Origin of the sequence: Amphritea atlantica, assembly GCF_024347255.1 — a bacterium.
Lineage (GTDB): Bacteria > Pseudomonadota > Gammaproteobacteria > Pseudomonadales > Balneatricaceae > Amphritea > Amphritea atlantica.
Genome location: NZ_AP025284.1, coordinates 3,401,887 through 3,421,620, shown reverse-complemented (window position 1 = coordinate 3,421,620; position 19,734 = coordinate 3,401,887). Strand labels below are relative to the sequence as shown.

Sequence of the window (19,734 nt, the reverse complement as noted above, 5' to 3'; positions counted from 1 at the left end):
CAAAGAGAGATTTGAGCAATGATCGACGCCATCCTATATAAGAACATAGTAAAGGCAGTTAATAACCAATTCTTAGGCAAGCCTAAACGGATAGCATTTTTTGATGGTGTTAGTCCTGCATCGTCAAAAGCGATGGCTGACGTCAATGCAAAAATCAAGAAGAAAAGTCTTGTCGCAGTCCTATTTTGCAACCCGAATTCACAGTTTTGTAAGGATGAAATTCTGGAATCGCTTAGCTATTTTCATCATCGTTCAAAGGAACACATAGATATTTTCTGTTGTGGTTATGGGGCTTACTGGCCAGAAGATAAATACCCTGACCTTAAGACTGTAACAAGCATAGATGGTGTAGATTGGAGTTATAGTGACAACTCATTTGTATCGGCCTTGGAAGATTTTGAGAGTAAAACAAAATGGCGCTACAGTGGTGAAAATGAGCTCTTGCTATTAGACGTAAGCCCCTCTAATGAGCCTGATGAACTTAATATAAATAGCGCCCTTGTCTGCAATCTAGAGAAAATGAAAAAAGATGGTGCTTTTAGCTCTGTACGTGCATTTTTTGAAGGTATTATTCGTTATTCAGCTAATAATCGCGAAGGTGATGCTTGGGGATTTAGTGATCAACAAGGTATTGAGGTTTCTACCTCATTTTTAAAAGACGCCATCTTAGGGCTGTTACCCAAACCTCTACAGAGTAGCTATCGAAAAGCTGAAAACTATGTAATCAAACAAATATAAAGTGTTCAACCAACGCTAAGCCTTCGGCTCCGCTTTGACTGCGGGTTAACACGGCGTAATGCACAGGGAGATTCCGGTGCAACTATTTGCAACAGACAGGTTGATTGTAAGACCGTTATCCCATCAGGATGTTCAGGCACTCACTGAAATTCTAAGCGACCCGGAAGTGATGAAGTTTTCCGTTCGCGGAGTTTGCGATGAGGAAGCTACCCGACAATTTATAGACTGGTGTCTTGAGTGTTACGCATCACATGGAATCGGGCCATGGGCATTGTGCGAGAAAACGTCAGGCGATTTTATTGGTTTCTGTGGTGTTGGACCTGAGTGGGTTGGCGGCAATAAAGAGATCAATCTGGGGTATCGTTTGGCACGCAGGTTCTGGCATCAGGGGTTTGCGACAGAAGCGGTTAGAGGAGTTCTACAATATGCTTTCGAGCAAAAACAGTGTGAGTCGGTCGTCGTTATTATCGAGCCAGAGCTTGCTGCCTCTGTCAGAGTGACGGAGAAGGCTGGATTCGTAAACTACAGGCTTCAGGATTTTCATAACCGACCGGTGCGATTGTATCGGATGATGCGGGAAGACTGGTTATTGCATGCCTGATGAGAACTCGTCCCTCCGGTTCTCACATAAACAGTAATCGCCATTAAGGTCTGTTCTTTTCCATGCCAGATCACACTCGATATAACTTAAATCGCGACCTTGCTGACCTGATACAGTCCGCCAAGCACGATATATTCACTCTCACATCTGAATGCGCCGGGAAGCAGGTCGGGGAAGAACAGGATCTTACTGAAGGGAACCTGACATTGCAGCAGGGTGTCGCCAAAACTGTCGCACTGTTCCAGGCTGCTGCTGAAAGAGGTCAGGTTGTTAAGAATCACCGCTGAGCTGGATTTTGACCCCTGAAACAGGGTGTCGTATTCATTCAGCCGGTTGGTGGCGCGATAGAGTTGATAGTGTCGCTGGTTTGGCAACCGTCGGTGCAGTTCATACTGGCAATAGCTGTACAGCAGATCGAGCTGGCTTTCCAGACTGTTGGTGTTGTACAGACCGGCACTGCGTTCCTGGGTGTAGTTGAAATAGGTCTCTGATTCGAAATCCCGTAGTGGGCCTTTGTGGTTGCGGGCCAGCAAGCCAAAACGGGACTCTACCCAGCCTTTCATCACCGCCGCTTCACGGCTGTCAGAGTCAAACAACCAACCTCTCAGAAGCTTTCTGTAATCGGCCTTATGGCGCGCCTTTTTCTTGTGAGTGTGTTTTATACCGCGTAACTCTGCGCCGTTTTCCTGATTCTCTGCCTGATAGCCGGCTTCTTCAGGGGCGGTAAGCAGAAACGATGCCTGCATATAGGTTTCAAACGCCACCGCTCTGTCAGCGGCCGCTTCAATGTTATCCAAACGGTTAAACAGAGGTTGATGAAAGGTTGCCACATTGTCGAGAAAGATCGCTTCGGGATAGCGCTGAAATGTCAGGCTGCCCAATATGATGGCAGGGTAATTGCAGTGGTTCACCGGCAGGCGTGCGTAAGCGGGTAGTGTCGGTTCGCCAGGGGCTAAATGTTGGATCAGTTCCAGAGGTGAATCTGCCATGTGCTGCTAAATCTTCGTCGACATGTTTCGCACCTATTATATGGGTGATCGTAACTGGCTGGCTGATCTGAATCAATAAGGAGAGAAAATGGTTTCACTCAAAGAGCGTTATCAGGGCTGCTTGCTCGGGCTGGCGGTGGGCGATGCTATCGGCACAACGCTGGAGTTTAAACCGCCTGGCAGTTTTACACCGATTGACGATATGTTGGGTGGAGGCCCGTTTTATCTGCAACCAGGGCAGTGGACCGATGATACTTCGATGGCGATCTGTCTGGCGGAATCACTGATTGAGTGCAACGGTTTTGACGCCAGAGATCAGATGCAGCGTTACTATCGCTGGTGGAAGGAGGGGCGACACAGCAGCACCGGGCGTTGCTTCGATATCGGTGCAACGGTGGCAAATGCATTGCATCTGTTTGAGTCCTCCGGTGAGCCATTCAGTGGTGATACTCACCCCATGTCTGCGGGTAACGGTTCGCTGATGAGACTGGCCCCGATGGTGCTCTATTATAGCGAACACCCTGATCTGATCGGTTATGTCAGTGATTCGTCGCGCACCACCCATGGAGCCCCGGAGTGCCTGGATGCCTGTTGTTATTTTGCTGCGATTATTGCCCGCTGCCTTCGTGGTGCGAATAAAAACATTCTGATGTCATCAGCGGGGTATCTGCCACAGAGCAAAAAAGTGCGGCTGATCGCCACCGAAGAGTTTCTGCAAAAACCGGTGACTGAAATCAGTGGCAGTGGTTATGTGATTGATTGTCTGGAAGCGGCGCTGTGGTGTTTCTTCCATAGTGATAATTTTGATGATGCCGTGCTGATGGCGGCTAATCTGGGCGATGATGCGGATACCACTGCGGCGGTGTGTGGCCAGATCGCCGGGGCTTATTACGGTATCAACGGTATCAGAGCCTCCTGGCTTGAACGGCTGCATCAGAAACCGTTGCTCTTGTCCCTGGCGGATCAGCTCTATCGGCAGACCACCGAAGCAAAGCTCGGCTCAAAGGCCGGTGAAGCGATGGTCTCTTAGCAACAATCCTAACAACGATCCTAGCAACAACCTTAGCAACGGATGAGTGAAGCCAGACAACAGATATTATTGTCATAAAGACGACAAACTGGGGGAATGCTAGCGGGTGTTAACTGTGTAGCTCATCTGACAATGCTATGCAGATCAATCAGTTAATGCGCTCTGGGTTGCTGGCGTATGTTTTGCAGGTTACTGATCTGTGTTTTGCAACAAGAACAGTGATCAACCCCTGACAGAAGCCGAAGTATGAAACCCAATTTAGACTGGTCTGATTATGAAAGTGCGGGGCTGGGAGATGCCTATGCGGATATCCCCAAAACCGGTGGCAACTTTGCCAAAGCGGTATCCGTGTGTATCAACAGTCTGGTATGCCTGAGGCCTGTGACAAAGAGTGTTATGTGTCCCAGTTTTCGGGTGCGGCAGGATGCTGCCTACTCTCCGGGTGGTCGCAGCCGGTTGCTGAAACGCCTGCTCAATGGCGAGATCACCGCAGACGAGAAGCAGCAACTGGATGATGCGATGCGCGCCTGTGTGGGTTGTAAGGGGTGCAAGCGAGAGTGTGAAAGTGGCCTGGATCTGGCCACGATTCGTTCAGAATATCTGTCGCAACCCGATAACCGGGGGCGCTATGCGTTGCGCGACCGCTTGTTTGCCAACCTGCCTTTGCTGCTCAGGTTTCCCCATCTGCTGCGTGTCTGTTTTACCCTGCGAAACCGCAGCCCGCTTATCCGTCGGTGGATGGAGCGCTATATCGGTATCAGCGCCAGAGTGGCACTGCCGCTGCCGAGTGCTCATCAGCTGACAGAGACGCCAGCCGTTAGTAATAGTAGGGAAGCGATAAAAAGCAATACCGTGGTGATGCTGGCGGACAGTCTGTCGCGGGGATTCTCACCGCAGATCTTTATGGCGGCGCAGGAGGTGCTGGCCCGCGCGGGTTATGATGTGCGTTTTATCGGCGCAAAAGGCGGGGCGATGGAAGGGCGTAGCTGGTTTTCATCCGGAGATCTGGATAAAGCCAGGGAGAAAGCCTGCCGTTTACTGGATGATCTTACCCCTTACATAGATAAACAGGTGCCGATTATAGGACTGGAACCCTCATCAGCACTGATGCTGCGGGACGAATATCAGCAGCTGGGACTGACTGATAAAGCCCCAGGCCTGGCTAAACAGGTTTATCTGTTTGAAGAGTTTGTCGCCCGGGAGATCAGTGCCGGACGTTTCATGCTTGCACTGTCGACGCCGATCGGACAAAAGGTGGTTGTGCATGGACACTGCCATCAGAAAGCGGTGGGGGCGATGAAATCGGTACGTAAAGTATTGAAACTGATACCTGAACTGGAGTTTGAGTTTATCGATGCCAGTTGTTGTGGCGGTGGCGGTAGTTTTGCCTACGAAAAAGAGCATCAGCAGGATTCCGAAAAGATGTTCAACCTTGCTCTGCAGCCCGCTTTGGCAGCGGAACCTGAAGCACTGGTGGTGGCGAATGGATTCTCCTGCCGCTCCCAGATTCAGCATTATGCTGATCGTCAGACGCTGCATCTGGCCGAACTGCTGAAACTGGCCTTATAAGCGTTTTTGGTCAGCTAAGCTTACCGCTTTTTCAGGGCGCCCGGTGGGACTGTTTTACTGCCATCAGTCTATGCCGGGCGTTTCTGATTTCGTATCGACGCGCTGACCCGATCTTTATCCCCCACCATCTCTTCTGCTGGGTAGCAGTCTCTTCATTAACCTGCGTATACGATTCCCTGGGCGCGTCTTACAACCTGTCTGATTGCCCGTATTAAGCTATGTAGTATTTGTGACAAATCGGCTGCTTTGTCGTGATAACCCGCTGGGCGATATTTGTAACTGTCTGTTTATTAAGTATTTATAACTTGGAATGTAGTTTGCAGTAACACTCAGTAAGAAACGTTTATTGACGCAGGCGCGTGAATAAGTTCAGTCAGATACATAGATGCGGTGAGGTTTCCGATGTCTGCAACCAGAATAGTGACCATCAATGATACAACGCTACGTGACGGTGAACAGACGGCTGGTGTGGCTTTCAATGCGGATGAGAAAATCGCGATTGCCCAGGCGCTTCATGGTGCGGGTGTGCCTGAACTGGAGATCGGTATTCCGGCCATGGGTAGCGCTGAATGCGAGGTGATCCGGTCGATTGCAGCCCTGGCTGAGCGCCCTCAGCTGATGGTCTGGTGTCGGATGTGTGACAGCGATATTGCCGCGGCTAAGGAGACCTGTGTCGATATTCTTAACCTGTCGATCGCTGCGTCTGCCCAGCAGATCCGCTATAAGCTGGGTAAAACTCCGCAGTGGGTGTTAAAGCAGATCGATTACTATGTGAAAACAGCGGTAGATCTTGGTTTCAGTGTCAGTGTCGGCTGTGAAGATTCATCCAGAGCGGAGACCGATTTCCTTAAAACGATGTACGAAGTGGCCGCCAGGGCAGGTGCTAAACGGGTTCGTTATGCTGACACCCTGGGGTTGATGGAACCTTTCTCCCTGTTCAGTGTGATCAGCGATCTGAGAGCATCTACCGATCTTGAGATCGAGATGCATGCCCATGATGATCTGGGGCTGGCAACAGCCAACTCCATGGCGGCAATCAGCGCCGGTGCAACCCATGTGAATACCACCGTCAACGGCCTGGGAGAACGGGCTGGAAATGCCGCCCTCGAAGAGGTGGTGATCGGTTTATCACAGCTGTACGGCATCGATTGCGGTATCGATTTCACCAGTCTGCCGTCCCTTTCCGCCATGGTAGAGCAGGCATCCGGACGTCAGGTGCACTGTCAGAAAAGTGTGGTTGGCAGCCATGTATTTACCCATGAGTCCGGTATCCATACCGATGGCTTGCTAAAAGATCAGCGCAACTATCAGGGGCTCGATCCGCTGAAACTGGGACGTTCACATCAACTGGTGCTGGGCAAACATTCCGGTGTCAGCATTGTGAAACATGTCTATCAGGAACTGGGCATCATACTGAGCCGTGAACAGGCAGAAATCTTACTGTCAGAGATTCGCCAGCGGGTCACACTGAATAAACAAACCCTCTCTTCGATGGAACTGATCCGGCTCAGCGAAGAGCTGTTACCGGTCGCGGGTGAGATCTATGAACCCTCAGTTGTTGCACTTTAAACACGCTCTCCAGTCTGGCATGCGCTGTGCTTCATTACTGACTGAAGGGAGACGCTGATGAATATGAAAACGGAGGCTATTCCGATGATCACCAACGGTCCAGTGGGGCTTTGGGCAACCTGGAAAGAGGATGTGAACTGTGTCTTTGACCGAGATCCTGCTGCGCGAAACTACTTTGAGATTTTGCTCACCTATCCCGGGGTTCATGCAGTCCTGTTGTACCGGTTGTCACATAAGCTCTGGAAAGCTAAGTGGTTTTTCACTGCTCGCATGCTGGCCTACCTGGTGCGTTTGCTGACCAACGTCGATATTCATCCTGGCGCCCGTATCGGTGCCCGGCTGTTTATCGATCACGGTGCCGGTGTTGTTATCGGTGAAACCGCTGAGCTGGGCGATGATGTAACCCTTTATCACGGTGTCACTCTGGGTGGCACCAGCTGGAATAAAGGTAAACGTCATCCGACGCTGGGTGACCGGGTGTTGGTCGGTGCTGGCGCGAAAATTCTTGGACCGATCACCATTGGTGCAGATGCCCGGGTGGGCGCCAACTCTGTGGTTGTCGCTAATGTACCGGCAGATGGCACTGTGGTTGGCATTCCGGGGCGGGTGGTTGCCGATCAGAAGCTCAGCGCCGGTGTGTCTGGAATTAACCTCAATCATCATATGATCCCCGACCCGGTGGGCCGGGCGATGGCCTGCATGCTGGAGCGGATCGACAAGCTTGAAGCCCAGTTAGAAAAGCAGGGCGCGCTTGAGTCTGGCTACCAGTTTAAATTTTACAGTCAGTGTGAGCCGAGCAGTGATATCTGCGATAACGAGTGTCCTGACGGAAAAAGATATGCGCATGCGCACGGAGAATAATTATGGACCTGCACAGTTTTGAAGAGGCTGATCTCTATTTTGAAGCACCCCTGGCACCCGAAGTGATGGCTTTGCTCAATCAGGCAGCAGACGCCTACAGCCGTGGTCAGGCGGAACCCTACCTGATAAAAGCCCGCTTTATGGCGCCGCAAAATCTGATGGTGCTGGTGGCTCTGTACCGGTTTTATTACTACCAGCATCGCTATACCGAGGCGCTGGAGGTTGCCGGGACCGCTCTTGAGGTGTCCGGCAAGATGTTTGGTTTTGATCTGGGCTGGCGGCGTATGACCCTGGAACATCTCTCCTACGGCATGGTTGAGTCGTTCGGTATGGTGCGTTTCTACCTGCTGGCGCTGAAAGGCAGCGGTTATCTGTGTCTGCGCCTGGGAGAGCTTGAAGAGGGGATCGAACGGCTGGAGAAAGTAGTGGCGCTGGATAGTCCGGATCGTCTCGGTGCCCGCTCACTGCTGGAAGTAGCCTACAACCAGAAAGGGATCTATTCGCTAGATCAACGAATGAGTGCATGAGGTGAGACGATGAGTGATATGACATTTATGGATGATCTGGAAGAACTTAGCTCTGCTGAGGATTTTCTGGAATATTTCGCTATTGAGTTCGACAGGAGCGTGGTACAGGTAAACCGGCTGCACATTATGCAGCGTTTCCATGATTACCTGAAAGATCTGCCCGATGCCGATCAGGTGGCCGATATCGAGGGCTACAAAACGGCTTATAAAGAGCTGCTGACAAAAGCGTATGAAGATTTTGTGCACTCTGATGCGCTGACAGAAAAGGTATTTCGGGTATTTCATATGAAAGGTCCGCAAACCACTTTTGTCCCCCTGGACCAGATTCTGGAGTGATGTCCTATGCGGCCAAAATATGAATACGGAAGCGAAGTCAGACTGATCAGGAATGTGCGTAATGATGGCACCTATCCCGGAACAGAGGTGGGCGAACTGCTGATGCGACGGGGCGAGGTGGGCTGCGTTTACGATGTCGGAACATATCTGCAGGACCAACTGATCTACCGGGTTCATTTTTTAGAGGCCGGTCGCACCGTTGGCTGCCGGGAGGAGGAGCTGATCCCGGCGGATGCTGAATGGATTCAGAACCGTTTCGAGTTCAGGGATAAAGTACGGATTCTGTGTGATCTGCGAATGGCGGGGCAACTGATTGCCAGCAAAGGCGATCAGGGAGAGATCGAGGGTGTTCTGCGGGATGACCAGAGCGATATTCAGTACAACCTGTATATCAATGGCCAGAGCATCTGTATCCCGGAGCGGGCACTGGAACCTGCTGCAGCAACCGCAGACCCGCAAATGGCACGTGGAGGTGATTATGGTTAACCACGGTGATAGCCCGGAAGCGATCTATGCGCTGTTCAAGCTGTCATGGAGTCAGTTTGAATGTGCCCCGGATCAGTTGGATGCCCGACAGAGAAGTGAAGCCGCCAGTCTGATTGCCAATCAGCTGGAGATTGAACGGGTGATTCTCAGTTCGGATCAAAGCCAGGGCGTCGTGATCTCCGAGGGACAGGTTAAAAAATCCCTGGAAGAGATTATCGAACGCTATGAGAACGCAGCTGCATTTGAGCAGGCGCTGGAACAGGCGGATCTGACCCTGGCGTTGCTGAGAGAGGGGATTCGCCGCGATCTTCTGGTGGAAGCCACCCTTGACCGGGTATCGGCCAGCACTCCGGAAGTCTCTGATGCCGAAGCCGAGCTGTTTTATTACTTTCATCCGGATAAGTTTTCCGTCACCGAACGGCGCACCGCTCACCATATTCTGATAACGGTCAACGATGATTATGACGAGAACCGGGCGGACCGGGCGCTGGCCAGAATCAATGAGATCCGTGAACGGGTTCTGAAAAAGAAAACCCGTTTTAACGAGCAGGCGCAGAAACATTCTGAATGCCCCACGGCGCTGCATGGCGGCAAGATCGGCAACGTTGAACGGGGACAACTCTATCCAGAGCTGGACGACGTGCTGTTTGCTATGCAGGCAGGAGAGGTCAGTGAGCCGGTACTCTCCTCAATTGGCTATCACCTGCTGTACTGCACCGGGATTGAACAGCCGCGCAAACTCCCCCTTGAAGAGGTCCTTCCCAAGCTAAAAGCCTCACTGCGTGATCGACAGCAATCTATCTATCAGCGGCAGTGGATTAAAGAACAACTTAAGCATCAGACTGAGATGCCCAAGGCGGTGAATTCATGAGTGATAAAGAGAAAATCAAATGTTCTTTTTGTGGTGTGCAGCAATCGGCGGAAGTGCCGCTGATCTCTGGCAATGAAGGCTTTATCTGCTCCGCCTGTGTTGAGCTGGCGTATAAAGTGTCGAGCAGTTGGGGGCAGAAGGCGCAGCAGAATGATCTGTCTGAATCACTGATGACGCCAAAAGAGACAAAAGCGCATCTGGACCAGTACGTGATCGATCAGGAGGGCGCCAAAGAGATCCTCTCCATCGCTATCTATAACCACTACCAGCGGCTGCTCAACCTTAACAGCAACGATTCCATTACCGATATTGATGGCGGCGTCGAGCTGGAAAAATCCAATGTGCTGATGGTTGGCCCGTCCGGCACCGGTAAAACCCTGTTGGTGAAAAGTCTGGCCAGGGTGATCGGCGTGCCCTTTGTGGTGGCCGATGCCACGACCCTGACCCAGGCCGGTTATGTCGGTGAAGATGTTGATGTCATTATGCGTCGGCTGGTGGATGCCGCCGATGGTGATGTGCAGCGGGCTCAGTGGGGCATTGTTTATATTGATGAGGTCGACAAACTGGCGGACAAGAGCGGTGGGGCGGCCTCCACCCGGGATGTCTCCGGCGAAGGTGTGCAGCAGGCATTGCTGAAAATGGTTGAAGGTCATGATGTCAAACTGCCGAAAAGTGGTCGTCGCGGAGATAGCGGTGATGAGATGATCAATACCACCAATATCCTGTTTATTGTTGGCGGCGCTTTCCCCGGCCTGGAGGAGCACGTTAAAGGGCGGTTGCGGCCCGATGGGGTTGGTATCGGTTTCCAGGCTGACTTTGTGGCCGATAAAGAGCACACCCACGATGAACTGCTGGCCGAGCTGAAGCCAGAAGACCTACAGAAGTTTGGTCTGATTCCCGAGTTTGTCGGGCGTTTCCCGGTGGTCACCTTCCTCCATGAGCTGGACGCTGAAGCGTTGGTGCGGGTGCTGACCGAACCGAAAAATTCACTGCAAAAGCAGTATCGTCAGCTGTACGCCTATCAGGGAGTTGATCTGGTATTTACCGATGAGGCGCTGACCCGTATTGCTGAACTGGCTTGTGCCCGGGGCAGCGGTGCCCGTGGTCTGCGTTCGATTATGGAATCAGTACTGCGTAAGAGCATGTACGAGATGCCATCCAATCCGCAGCTGAAACAGGTGATTGTGGATCGTGACGGGGTTGATGACGCCAGCGAACTGATCGTCAGAGAGGTGTTGCTGGACCCTTCAGAAGAGGATACCGCATCGGCTGAAGCAGTGGATGGATAAAGGAAAAACCGCTGCTCCTATCTCGAAAAAGCGGGATGGCCCAGGGGGCCGTCCCGCTCTATATCCTGTTACTTACCCCTTTCTAACGCCCTTTGGGGATCTCCTCATGAACGACTGGATCAACTTATAGTTAGCTCGCGCAATGGGGCTTATAGTGTTGGCTATTAGGGCTATACTCTTCTTCAAGGGCGCCACAAAGTAGCCGTAGCGGGCTACCATCCAGTTCCGTAGTGTCCGATGCGCCTGTGTGACATCAGCCGCTATCATGGAGGGGCCCTATGAATATCGATGAAGATAAAATTGACCAAACCGTTTTAGCGCTATTACAGCTGACGCTTCATGATGAAGTCCGTGCCTGGAAAGGGATGGATTTTGAGGTCATGAATCGGTTGCATGAAAAGGGGTATATTCATGATCCGGTTAACAAGACTAAATCGGTTGTGCTGACAGAAGCGGGTTTGAAAGAATCAACGCAGCTGTTCGCAACACTGTTTTGTAAGGATTAAACCGTTTTAATGGCAGGCTTATAGGTTTAAGCTCTATGGATACGTGGTGCCTGACCGACAGATCTGCTGCTTTGCTGTTGTTCCTCACCCGAATAAGATGGAGATGATATGAAACAGTCTGTGTGTTGTATTGCAAAAGCCGTGCAGGCCGCTGTGCTTCTGCTGCTGATAAGCGTTGCTTCGGCATCCGCTCAAACCACCCAGGAGCAGGTGCATCAGATGTCTCACCATGTGATGCCCTTTGCAATGTCGGAGACCATGCATGTGTTCACCATGACCGAATTCGGAGGGGTGCAAAAGGTCGTTGCTAAAGATGCCGCTGCGCATGATCAGATCGCTATGATTCAGCAACATCTCAGTCATGAGGCTGAACGTTTCCAGCAGGGTGACTATTCCGATCCGGCAATGTTGCATGGTGCCACGATGCCGGGACTTAAAGAACTTCAGGCCGGGTCAGCGGGAATAGCGGTCACCTACTCACCTCTCACGACAGGGGCTCAGATCCGTTTTGAAACCACCGATCTTCATCTGTTAACTGCGATTCATCGCTGGTTTGGTGCGCAGTTATCTGAACATGGGGCCGACGCCAGGGCCGAGTAAACCTGATCACTAAGGCTCGTCCAGGAGCAATCAGGGGAGAGCGGTGTTAACAGACCGCTCTCTTGCTGAAGGGAACTCTGTAATACGATGAAAACCTATATTTTACTGTTCAGAGGCATTAACGTTGGCGGGCGAAATATCCTGCCAATGGCGGATCTGCGTTTACTGTTGCAACAGAACGGCTTTGATGCGGTGCGAACCTACATTCAGAGTGGCAATGTTATTTTAAAGGGAAAATCGAAACCCGGAGAGAGTGTACTACGTGAGATTGAAGCGGGGTTTGGTTTCCGGCCTGAAATGATCGTGCTGGGCGAGGATGAGTTTGATGCGGCGGTGAAACATAACCCCTATGATCTGGCTGATGGTAAATCGGTTCACTTTTACTTTTTACAGCACGAGCCTCAGCCTGATAGGGCAAAACTGATGGCGCTGGCTTCTGAAACTGAGCGTTTTGAGATAAAAGGAAAGGTTTTCTATCTACAGGCGCCGGATGGGATCGGCCGGTCAAAACTGGTCGCCGGTCTGGAAAAGTGTCTGGGTGTGCCCGCCACGGGAAGGAATCTCAATACCATCAATAAACTCAGGCAGATGACTGAAGAGGCCTGAATCTGTTTCAGTTGTCATTTCCCTCTTAATTAACCCTTTAATTTTATGACAGGACTGGCGCCTGCCGGTCATTTGGTCAAGAATACGCATAATTCAGATGCTACCCGCTTCAGATTTCATCTGATAAGCCATTTCAGCCCCCATTTTTGAGACATCAATCTATGTTGAGTGACACATCAACCCGTTTGAATAAATATATCAGTGATAGTGGTATCTGCTCCCGCAGGGACGCAGATCGTTTTATTGAGCAGGGTAATGTGTTTATCAATGGTAAGCGCGCCGCTATCGGTGACCGGGTTTCCCCGGGAGATCTGGTGAAGGTGAACGGTCAGGCGATTGATCCTGAAGAAGCGGAAGATCTTGTGTTTATTGCATTGAATAAACCGGTGGGCGTTGTCAGTACCACCGAGGGAAGTGAACGCAATAATATCGTCGATTTTGTCAATCACAGCACCCGCATCTTTCCTATTGGCCGTTTGGATAAAGACTCTCAGGGGCTGATCTTTCTCACTAACAATGGCGACCTGGTAAATAAGATTCTGCGTGCCGGAAATAAGCATGAGAAAGAGTATCTGGTAACGGTGAACAAGCCGATCACCGATGAGTTTATTACCGGAATGAGTGCCGGGGTGCCGATGCTCGGTAAGGTCACCAAAAAATGCAAGATCACTAAAGAGTCGCCTAAGGTGTTTCGTATCACCCTGATCCAGGGCCTGAACCGCCAGATTCGCCGGATGTGTGAACACTTCAATTATGAAGTGACAAAACTGGAGCGGGTGCGGATCATGAATGTCGATCTCAAAGGCTTGCCGGTGGGTGAGTGGCGGGATCTGACAGAGGACGAACTGAAGCAGATCTTAAAAGCGGCGGCTGCCTCGTCATCGGAAGCACCTGCGGGGCAGAAAAAACGATCTGGCGGTGGTCAGAGTAAAAAACCTGGCGGGCAAAATAAAAAGAGCGGATCGGGACGTGGTTCACAGAAATCCAGATCCGGTGGCGCGTCATCTTATTCCCCCAAATCCGGCGAAAGTCCTCGAGGTAAATCGGGCAGGAGTGCCAGAAAACCCCGGCGTCGCTGAGTGGCTGACGAGGTAATACAAGGCGTTGTTCGCTGAAAATCTGTCTATACTGATCTGAGTTTTGATATGGGTATTGACTGAATTCAGAGGAGAGACTGAGTATGAACCTATGGATGAATCCCTGGCTGGGGATGTTCAAGCCGCCTTTCAGTGGTGATCTGACCCAGGATATCTCCCCTGTTACCAGTTGGTGGTCTCCCCAGATTGAGGTTAATTTTGCGGGTAACCGTCAAATAGAAACCGCCGTGGTCCGGGATGTGGCCAGTTATGGTAAGCAACTGGGGGTGATTACCGATGTGTTATTGGAGCTGACAAAGCATCAGACCAGTGAATCCATAGATCAGTTGCAAAAGATAGCTGAAGATATAGAGCAGGTTAAACGGCAGCATCTGTCAGCGAATATCAACTCGCTGAAGTCATCGCTGATGACCCTCAAAGCTGAAGATCCGGATAAGTTTAATCAGCTAATCAAAGAGATTAGCTGATTAAACAGCTTGTCTGGCATCAGCACCGGGAGTTATGCCTGAGCTCTTGTCTTTGAATGTGAGCCGGAAGTATCAGCTGCTTTCGACCCTGAAGCCCACTTTCAGTGTGACCTGAAAGTGGCCCACCTGACCGTTGACAATATGTCCCCGGGTTTCAACTACCTCAAACCACTCCATATTTCTGATCGTTTTACTGCACTCAGCCAATGCATTACGAATCGCTTCGTCACTGCTGATAGGTGATGAACCTACTATCTCTGTTTTCCGGTATGTGTGGTGATCAGACATGCTACTTCCCATCCCTTCAGGCCATTATCGAGTTCAGATTAAGCGTAGTCTAAAAATGGCAGGAGGGTGGGCGATTGTTAATGCTGTGGTTATCTTTGCTTCTTTATTCAGACCCCAGCTTACGTTGAAATTATTTATTCAGAAACATCATGGGCATAGTGAAGAATGTTGTGAAAAACAGCGGGGCTGGCGCTGCTGTTCCGGTATCCATGAAGTGTGTCACCGGCAAACCGCACCGATGATCCCTGAGTCAGTTTAATCCATTCACCATTAATCAGGAGTTCCATCTCTCCACTGATGACAATCACATGTTCCGTGACACCATCAATGTGGGGTTCAGATATCCGCTCATAGCCCGGCAACAGCGTTAACTCAAACATCTCGAATCCAAACTGTTCCTCATAGGGAAATATCGGTGCGATCGGACTGTTGTTGCTGTCCAGCACTTTGGATTGCTTATTTGGCGGGCGGATCACGGTTTGACTGTTGTTGTCTGCTGACGGCTCTAACAGGCTGGATAACGATTTATGAAACCCTTTTGATATCTTCCACATCGTTGCAATGGTGGGGCTGGACTCACCTCGCTCAATCTGTCCCAGCATCGCTTTGCTAACGCCGGTTTCACTGGCAGCACGGTCAAGGCTCCAGCCTTTTGTCTGTCTGAGCTGTTTCAATGTGGTCGCGAGATAAAGATTTATTTCCTGCATTGGGGCTTCCGGTTAGAAGAGAGGTATTAAATTATCATTGTACGCTATAACGCACAATGATACGCTTGCCGTACTTGGACGTTATAACGCACAACATGTTTTCGGGTGTAGGGAGTTGGTAGCATGGGATCAATAAAGAGCCGACCAGGCGTAGCAGGTTTATTCAACCTGTCACATCTGTCTGCGGGCTTTGTTGCCGTACTGGTTGGTTATACCAGTTCGGCGGTGATTATCTTTCAGGCGGCCGCGGCTGCCGGGGCTTCAACAGCTGAAATCAGCTCCTGGTTGTGGGCGTTGGGTATCGGTATGGGACTGACCAGTGCCGGTCTGTCCCTCTACTTTCGAACTCCGGTACTGACAGCCTGGTCGACACCGGGGGCGGCGCTGTTGGTAACGGCGTTGTCCGGTGTGCCGATTAATGAGGCGATCGGTATTTTTATTTTCAGCTCCGGACTGATTCTGTTGTGTGGTATTACCGGCTGGTTTGAAAAAATAATGCATCATGTTCCGATGCCTTTGGCCGGGGCGATGCTGGCAGGGGTTCTACTGCAGTTTGGCATCGATCTGTTTAAGGTGATGCAATCCAGTCTGCTGCTGGTGGGGCTGATGTTAGCGGTTTTTATCGCCGTAAAACGTTTGTTGCCGCGCTATACCATCCCTATTGTACTGTTAGCGGGTACTGCCACGGCGTTGATTCAGGGGCAACTGAATGTTGAGGTGCTTAACTGGCAGTTGTCGACGCCGCTCTGGGTCACGCCGACCTTTAATCTGCAGACCATGATTGGGGTAGGGGTACCGCTGTTCATTATCACCATGGCTTCGCAGAATGTGCCGGGTGTCGCTGTGCTGCGCGCCAATGGTTATGAAACACCGGTTTCGCCTCTGCTCACCTGGACCGGTTTTGCCGGGGTGGTGCTGGCTCCTTTTGGGGGATTCTCATACAACCTGGCGGCGATTACGGCGGCGATCTGTATGGGCGATGAGGCCGGGCAGGATCGGTCAAAACGCTATATGGCATCAGTGTGGGCCGGGGGCTTTTATCTGTTAACCGGGCTGTTTGGCTCGACCATCGCCTCACTGTTTACCGCTTTTCCAACGGCACTGGTGATGGCGATCGCGGGACTGGCGCTGTTGAGTACCATCGGTAACAGTCTGTCGGCTGCGCTGGCCGATCCGGGTGACAGGGAAGCCGCGTTGCTGACCTTTTTAGTCACCGCATCCGGGCTGAACCTGCTGGGCATCAGCAGCGCGTTCTGGGGGTTGTGCATCGGCCTGATCGCCTACTATGTGCAGAAGAGTGTCAGACTGAGCCGCTAGCCATGCTGTACGTGCGCTCAATCCTGCAGGCCTCTGTGCTCTCTGTGGTGTTCTCTATGTTACTGCCGAGGGCACCGGGAACAGATCAGCTGTGATTGAGCATATCCGGCTGATCGCTTCTCAGTTCCCGCAGGTTTTCTATCAGCATCTGTTTGTATTGTGTGGTGAGAAAATCGATGGCGGTATTGATATCACCGGTATCATTCTGTGACATCAGGTGGAAAGCATTAAAACGTGCCGCCGCATGCATGATCGATGCACTGAGCATCGGCTGAGCCCACTCGTCGCCGAGATCATTGGCAAGGTTGATAAACTCATCGGACACTTCAAAAAAGTCTGATTCAAGCATAATCGTCTCTCCGGTAATAACGGTGGTCTTGTGTACCCGCCGTTCTGAAACAGGGCTTCCCCTGACCTCAATACTGAATGGTATGGGTTTCCCCATCCGCGGTGATCACCGCCTCTACCAGACTCTGGTCATCATCGTGATAGCGATAGTGGTGGTGTAACTCGATCTCGTTGTAGACCACTTTGGCGATCTCGGTCACCCGACCCTGATCATCCTCTATCGAGGCGAAAAACGTGTTCCGGTTTTCGATCTCTGATAGTTCTAGCGGTCCGACCAGCTTCAGCGGCAGTTTGATGCCGCTGTAACTTAGATAGAAATGGTTATATTTCTGAAGATCTGCCATCCGTTATCAGCCTCGCTGAATCAGCACTTCATCAATCAGACCGTAGGCTTTTGCTGTCTCTGCGGTCATAAAGTTATCCCGGTCGGTATCCCGGTTGATGGTTTCCAGAGGTTGGCCGGTGTGCTTAGCCAGCAGGCTGTTGAGTTTGTGGCGGATACTGAGAATCTCTTTGGTATGGATCTCAATATCGGAGGCCTGCCCCTGATAGCCGCCCAACGGCTGGTGGATCATCACCCGGGCGTTAGGCAGTGCAAAGCGCTTACCCTGAGTACCACCGGCCAGCAGAAATGCGCCCATGCTGGCCGCCTGACCCATACACATAGTGCTGACATCCGGTTTAATAAACTGCATGGTGTCATAAATAGACATCCCGGCGGTGACCGAACCTCCCGGAGAGTTGATGTAGAGGTGGATATCTTTGCCTGGGTTTTCCGCTTCCAGAAACAGCAGCTGTGCGACCACCAGATTGGCCATGTGGTCTTCAACCGGGCCGATCAGAAAAATGACCCGCTCCTTTAACAATCTTGAATAGATATCATAGGCTCGCTCGCCCTTGGCGGATTGTTCCACCACCATCGGGACAAGTGCATTGAGTATGTCAGTTCCGGAACCGTTGGGATTGATCATCGCAATACCTCACATGAACACGCAGGCCAGCCTGTCAGGCTGTCTGGCGGAAAAAAAGCGTAGCCCTGAGAGCTACGCATAAAAGGCGTACGGCAGGGAATACCGTAACTAATAGAAACTATGGATACCGTCCGCTCTGAGCTTAGAGCGGCAGATCAAAGTCTGGTGCAATCTGGCCTAACCAGGCATTCAGCCGCTCTTCTGTGAGGTTGGACTGGTTATCCAGATCCAGTGCCAGGCCGACGAACTTACCATCTTCACCCACCGCTTCAGAGTGGTTGAATTCATAACCATCGGTAGGCCATGAGCCGACAACTTTCGCGCCGCGTTCGGTGACAAAGTCGTACAGTTCACCCATAGCATCGACAAACTCATCCGGATAACCAACCTGATCACCCAGGCCATAGATAGCAACAGTTTTTCCGGTCAGATCAATATCGTCGATCTCGGGCAGAAACTCTTCCCAGCTTTCATTCTCACAGTCTGCAGACAGACCTGGCAGCAAGCCTTCGCCCAGCGTCGGGGAACCGATAATCAGATACTCATACTCAGCAAAAGCAGAGGCATCTGTACGGTTTACGTTTAACGGGCTTGCCATCACCTCATCGTCAAACTTCTTTTTGATCATCTTGGCTACTTTACGTGTCTTGCCGGTGTCGGTGCCGAAAAACAAACCAATACGTGACATATCAATCTCCTTTTGCACTAAGTGCGTGATAAACCGCATCACAACGCACAGGTATACAGTGCTGATTAAAAGTGGGTAGGAGGAATATTGCAGTTAACGTACCATGATTTTTATAAAAATAAGTGATTGATAAATATAGGTAAAAAATATGTATGTCTGACTATTTTCAGCGTTTGTTGGAAAGCCTACATTGATAGTATTTGATCGATCCGGGCTGTTGTGGGTTTTGCTACAAGGGGGAAAAACGTGAGTTGCTAGACGTGGCTGCGCCACTTGCTAGTGGTTAGAAAAAGCGAAAAGCCCGGTAGTGATACTGAGCTTTCTGGTATTTCATGCATTCTTAAAGGCAACAACCCGGCAGCCTTTTTGCTGTTACGAACGACGAGCGACGAGCCACGGTTTTTATCCAGCAAGCGACGCAGTCGTGTCTAACGACTAGCAGGAAATGAAGTTTCCGTTCTAACTACTCTAGACGTGGCTGCGCCACTGGCTAGGGGTTAGAAAAAGCGGTTCACCACAGTACCCAGAGGGCATGCTAAGGACACCGAGAACACAGAGGGAGAGCTTAGCGCCAGGTCTGTAATTGTGCAGCTTTGCAATATGTAAGATCTGCCCGCTCTTTATCCGCTTTTTCCAGCAAGCGACGCAGTCGCGTCTAACGACTAGCAGGAAACAAAGTTTCCGTTCTAACTACTCTAGACGTGGCTGCGCCACTGGCTAGGGGTTAGAAAAAGCGGTTCACCACAGTACCCAGAGGGCATGCTAAGGACACCGAGAACACAGAGGGAGAGCTTAGCGCCAGGTCTGTAATTGTGCAGCTTTGCAATATGTAAGATCTGCCCGCTCTTTATCCGCTTTTTCCAGCAAGCGACGCAGTCGCGTCTAACGACTAGCAGGAAACAAAGTTTCCGTTCTAACTACTCTAGACGTGGCTGCGCCACTGGCTAGGGTTTAGAAAAAGCGGTTCACCACAGTACCCAGAGGGCATGCTAAGGACACCGAGAACACAGAGGGAGAGCTTAGCGCCAGGTCTGTAATTGTGCAGCTTTGCAATATGTCAGATCTGACCGCTCTTTATCCGCTTTTTCCAGCAAGCGACGCAGTCGCGTCTAACGACTAGCAGGAAACGAGGTTTCCGTTCTAACTACTCTAGACGTGGCTGCGCCACTGGCTATGGGTTAGAAAAAGCGGTTCACCACAGTACCCAGAGGGCATGCTAAGGACACCGAGAACACAGAGGGAAAGCTTAGCGCCAGGTCTGTAATTGTGCAGC

Annotated in this window: 24 protein-coding genes; 17 read left to right on the top strand and 7 right to left on the bottom strand. The window is 51.1% G+C overall.

The window, feature by feature from the left end:
- Nucleotides 1–18: 18 nt before the first annotated feature.
- Nucleotides 19–738, top strand: coding sequence for a hypothetical protein (locus OCU43_RS15870; protein WP_091360919.1), 720 nt, complete (start codon nt 19–21; stop codon nt 736–738).
- 76 nt (nt 739–814) lie between these two features.
- Complete coding sequence (locus OCU43_RS15865; protein WP_091360917.1) at nt 815–1,339, top strand: GNAT family N-acetyltransferase; 525 nt, start codon at nt 815–817, stop codon at nt 1,337–1,339.
- Nucleotides 1,340–1,425: 86 nt separating this feature from the next.
- On the opposite strand, the gene OCU43_RS15860 is transcribed toward OCU43_RS15865, so the two are convergent.
- Nucleotides 1,426–2,328 (bottom strand): NAD(+)--dinitrogen-reductase ADP-D-ribosyltransferase, encoded by a 903-nt coding sequence (locus OCU43_RS15860; RefSeq protein WP_091360915.1) that lies wholly within the window; start codon nt 2,326–2,328, stop codon nt 1,426–1,428.
- An 88-nt stretch (nt 2,329–2,416) separates the two neighbouring features.
- Between OCU43_RS15860 and OCU43_RS15855 the strand changes: the two genes are divergently transcribed.
- The 14 genes from OCU43_RS15855 (at nt 2,417) to OCU43_RS15790 (ending at nt 14,142) form a co-directional block, all read left to right on the top strand.
- Nucleotides 2,417–3,358 carry an ADP-ribosylglycohydrolase family protein gene (locus OCU43_RS15855; RefSeq protein ID WP_091360913.1) on the top strand — a complete coding sequence of 314 codons (942 nt, stop codon included), beginning with the start codon at nt 2,417–2,419 and terminating at the stop codon, nt 3,356–3,358.
- Nucleotides 3,359–3,604: 246 nt separating this feature from the next.
- Nucleotides 3,605–4,927 (top strand): (Fe-S)-binding protein, encoded by a 1,323-nt coding sequence (locus tag OCU43_RS15850; protein ID WP_091360912.1) that lies wholly within the window; start codon nt 3,605–3,607, stop codon nt 4,925–4,927.
- 402 nt (nt 4,928–5,329) lie between these two features.
- On the top strand, nt 5,330–6,496 hold the full coding sequence (gene nifV / locus OCU43_RS15845; protein WP_091360910.1) for a homocitrate synthase: 1,167 nt from the start codon (nt 5,330–5,332) through the stop codon (nt 6,494–6,496).
- A gap of 57 nt (nt 6,497–6,553) precedes the next feature.
- Nucleotides 6,554–7,357, top strand: a complete 804-nt coding sequence (gene cysE, locus OCU43_RS15840; RefSeq protein WP_245756623.1) for a serine O-acetyltransferase — start codon at nt 6,554–6,556, stop codon at nt 7,355–7,357.
- Nucleotides 7,358–7,359: 2 nt separating this feature from the next.
- A complete protein-coding gene (locus tag OCU43_RS15835) occupies nt 7,360–7,884 on the top strand; it encodes a hypothetical protein (protein WP_091360908.1) in 525 nt (174 codons plus the stop codon).
- Between the two features lie 9 nt (nt 7,885–7,893).
- Nucleotides 7,894–8,220 carry a nitrogenase-stabilizing/protective protein NifW gene (gene nifW, locus OCU43_RS15830; protein WP_217647470.1) on the top strand — a complete coding sequence of 109 codons (327 nt, stop codon included), beginning with the start codon at nt 7,894–7,896 and terminating at the stop codon, nt 8,218–8,220.
- Nucleotides 8,221–8,226: 6 nt separating this feature from the next.
- The gene (locus OCU43_RS15825; RefSeq protein ID WP_091360906.1) at nt 8,227–8,706 is read left to right on the top strand and encodes a nitrogen fixation protein NifZ; all 480 of its coding nucleotides are present in this window, start codon (nt 8,227–8,229) and stop codon (nt 8,704–8,706) included.
- On the top strand, nt 8,699–9,577 hold the full coding sequence (gene nifM / locus OCU43_RS15820; protein ID WP_175483582.1) for a nitrogen fixation protein NifM: 879 nt from the start codon (nt 8,699–8,701) through the stop codon (nt 9,575–9,577). The genes OCU43_RS15825 and nifM overlap by 8 nt, the downstream gene beginning before the upstream one ends.
- A complete protein-coding gene (gene clpX / locus OCU43_RS15815) occupies nt 9,574–10,866 on the top strand; it encodes an ATP-dependent Clp protease ATP-binding subunit ClpX (RefSeq protein WP_091360902.1) in 1,293 nt (430 codons plus the stop codon). The genes nifM and clpX overlap by 4 nt, the downstream gene beginning before the upstream one ends.
- Before the next feature lie 278 nt (nt 10,867–11,144).
- On the top strand, nt 11,145–11,372 hold the full coding sequence (locus OCU43_RS15810) for a DUF6429 family protein (protein WP_091360900.1): 228 nt from the start codon (nt 11,145–11,147) through the stop codon (nt 11,370–11,372).
- Between the two features lie 108 nt (nt 11,373–11,480).
- Nucleotides 11,481–11,972 carry a hypothetical protein gene (locus OCU43_RS15805; RefSeq protein WP_091360897.1) on the top strand — a complete coding sequence of 164 codons (492 nt, stop codon included), beginning with the start codon at nt 11,481–11,483 and terminating at the stop codon, nt 11,970–11,972.
- 87 nt (nt 11,973–12,059) lie between these two features.
- Nucleotides 12,060–12,578 carry a DUF1697 domain-containing protein gene (locus OCU43_RS15800; RefSeq protein ID WP_091360895.1) on the top strand — a complete coding sequence of 173 codons (519 nt, stop codon included), beginning with the start codon at nt 12,060–12,062 and terminating at the stop codon, nt 12,576–12,578.
- A gap of 161 nt (nt 12,579–12,739) precedes the next feature.
- On the top strand, nt 12,740–13,657 hold the full coding sequence (gene rluF, locus OCU43_RS15795; RefSeq protein WP_091360891.1) for a 23S rRNA pseudouridine(2604) synthase RluF: 918 nt from the start codon (nt 12,740–12,742) through the stop codon (nt 13,655–13,657).
- Between the two features lie 101 nt (nt 13,658–13,758).
- Nucleotides 13,759–14,142, top strand: coding sequence for a hypothetical protein (locus OCU43_RS15790; RefSeq protein WP_139203216.1), 384 nt, complete (start codon nt 13,759–13,761; stop codon nt 14,140–14,142).
- A 72-nt stretch (nt 14,143–14,214) separates the two neighbouring features.
- Here OCU43_RS15790 and OCU43_RS15785 read toward each other — a convergent pair whose 3' ends face one another.
- Entirely contained in the window at nt 14,215–14,430 is a 216-nt protein-coding gene (locus OCU43_RS15785) for a dodecin (RefSeq protein ID WP_091360887.1), read from the bottom strand.
- A gap of 134 nt (nt 14,431–14,564) precedes the next feature.
- Nucleotides 14,565–15,137, bottom strand: a complete 573-nt coding sequence (locus OCU43_RS15780) for a helix-turn-helix domain-containing protein (RefSeq protein ID WP_091360885.1) — start codon at nt 15,135–15,137, stop codon at nt 14,565–14,567.
- A gap of 123 nt (nt 15,138–15,260) precedes the next feature.
- Between OCU43_RS15780 and OCU43_RS15775 the strand changes: the two genes are divergently transcribed.
- Nucleotides 15,261–16,454, top strand: a complete 1,194-nt coding sequence (locus tag OCU43_RS15775) for a benzoate/H(+) symporter BenE family transporter (RefSeq protein WP_091360883.1) — start codon at nt 15,261–15,263, stop codon at nt 16,452–16,454.
- 85 nt (nt 16,455–16,539) lie between these two features.
- Here OCU43_RS15775 and OCU43_RS15770 read toward each other — a convergent pair whose 3' ends face one another.
- The 4 genes from OCU43_RS15770 to OCU43_RS15755 form a co-directional block, all read right to left on the bottom strand.
- The gene (locus OCU43_RS15770) at nt 16,540–16,899 is read right to left on the bottom strand and encodes a DUF3144 domain-containing protein (protein WP_091360881.1); all 360 of its coding nucleotides are present in this window, start codon (nt 16,897–16,899) and stop codon (nt 16,540–16,542) included.
- The gene (locus OCU43_RS15765; protein ID WP_091360878.1) at nt 16,871–17,146 is read right to left on the bottom strand and encodes a DUF6156 family protein; all 276 of its coding nucleotides are present in this window, start codon (nt 17,144–17,146) and stop codon (nt 16,871–16,873) included. The genes OCU43_RS15770 and OCU43_RS15765 overlap by 29 nt, the downstream gene beginning before the upstream one ends.
- Nucleotides 17,147–17,152: 6 nt before the next feature.
- A complete protein-coding gene (gene clpP / locus OCU43_RS15760; protein ID WP_091360874.1) occupies nt 17,153–17,773 on the bottom strand; it encodes an ATP-dependent Clp endopeptidase proteolytic subunit ClpP in 621 nt (206 codons plus the stop codon).
- A gap of 142 nt (nt 17,774–17,915) precedes the next feature.
- On the bottom strand, nt 17,916–18,461 hold the full coding sequence (locus OCU43_RS15755; RefSeq protein ID WP_091360872.1) for a flavodoxin: 546 nt from the start codon (nt 18,459–18,461) through the stop codon (nt 17,916–17,918).
- Nucleotides 18,462–19,734 lie beyond the last annotated feature (1,273 nt).

Coding starts and splice junctions, on each gene's coding strand:
- OCU43_RS15870 (WP_091360919.1), top strand. CDS start 19: ATGATCGACGCCATCCTATATAAGAACATAGTAAAGGCAGTTAATAAC.
- OCU43_RS15860 (WP_091360915.1), bottom strand. CDS start 2,328: ATGGCAGATTCACCTCTGGAACTGATCCAACATTTAGCCCCTGGCGAA.
- OCU43_RS15855 (WP_091360913.1), top strand. CDS start 2,417: ATGGTTTCACTCAAAGAGCGTTATCAGGGCTGCTTGCTCGGGCTGGCG.
- OCU43_RS15850 (WP_091360912.1), top strand. CDS start 3,605: ATGAAACCCAATTTAGACTGGTCTGATTATGAAAGTGCGGGGCTGGGA.
- nifV (WP_091360910.1), top strand. CDS start 5,330: ATGTCTGCAACCAGAATAGTGACCATCAATGATACAACGCTACGTGAC.
- cysE (WP_245756623.1), top strand. CDS start 6,554: ATGAATATGAAAACGGAGGCTATTCCGATGATCACCAACGGTCCAGTG.
- OCU43_RS15835 (WP_091360908.1), top strand. CDS start 7,360: ATGGACCTGCACAGTTTTGAAGAGGCTGATCTCTATTTTGAAGCACCC.
- nifW (WP_217647470.1), top strand. CDS start 7,894: ATGAGTGATATGACATTTATGGATGATCTGGAAGAACTTAGCTCTGCT.
- OCU43_RS15825 (WP_091360906.1), top strand. CDS start 8,227: ATGCGGCCAAAATATGAATACGGAAGCGAAGTCAGACTGATCAGGAAT.
- nifM (WP_175483582.1), top strand. CDS start 8,699: ATGGTTAACCACGGTGATAGCCCGGAAGCGATCTATGCGCTGTTCAAG.
- clpX (WP_091360902.1), top strand. CDS start 9,574: ATGAGTGATAAAGAGAAAATCAAATGTTCTTTTTGTGGTGTGCAGCAA.
- OCU43_RS15810 (WP_091360900.1), top strand. CDS start 11,145: ATGAATATCGATGAAGATAAAATTGACCAAACCGTTTTAGCGCTATTA.
- OCU43_RS15805 (WP_091360897.1), top strand. CDS start 11,481: ATGAAACAGTCTGTGTGTTGTATTGCAAAAGCCGTGCAGGCCGCTGTG.
- OCU43_RS15800 (WP_091360895.1), top strand. CDS start 12,060: ATGAAAACCTATATTTTACTGTTCAGAGGCATTAACGTTGGCGGGCGA.
- rluF (WP_091360891.1), top strand. CDS start 12,740: ATGTTGAGTGACACATCAACCCGTTTGAATAAATATATCAGTGATAGT.
- OCU43_RS15790 (WP_139203216.1), top strand. CDS start 13,759: ATGAACCTATGGATGAATCCCTGGCTGGGGATGTTCAAGCCGCCTTTC.
- OCU43_RS15785 (WP_091360887.1), bottom strand. CDS start 14,430: ATGTCTGATCACCACACATACCGGAAAACAGAGATAGTAGGTTCATCA.
- OCU43_RS15780 (WP_091360885.1), bottom strand. CDS start 15,137: ATGCAGGAAATAAATCTTTATCTCGCGACCACATTGAAACAGCTCAGA.
- OCU43_RS15775 (WP_091360883.1), top strand. CDS start 15,261: ATGGGATCAATAAAGAGCCGACCAGGCGTAGCAGGTTTATTCAACCTG.
- OCU43_RS15770 (WP_091360881.1), bottom strand. CDS start 16,899: ATGGGGAAACCCATACCATTCAGTATTGAGGTCAGGGGAAGCCCTGTT.
- OCU43_RS15765 (WP_091360878.1), bottom strand. CDS start 17,146: ATGGCAGATCTTCAGAAATATAACCATTTCTATCTAAGTTACAGCGGC.
- clpP (WP_091360874.1), bottom strand. CDS start 17,773: ATGATCAATCCCAACGGTTCCGGAACTGACATACTCAATGCACTTGTC.
- OCU43_RS15755 (WP_091360872.1), bottom strand. CDS start 18,461: ATGTCACGTATTGGTTTGTTTTTCGGCACCGACACCGGCAAGACACGT.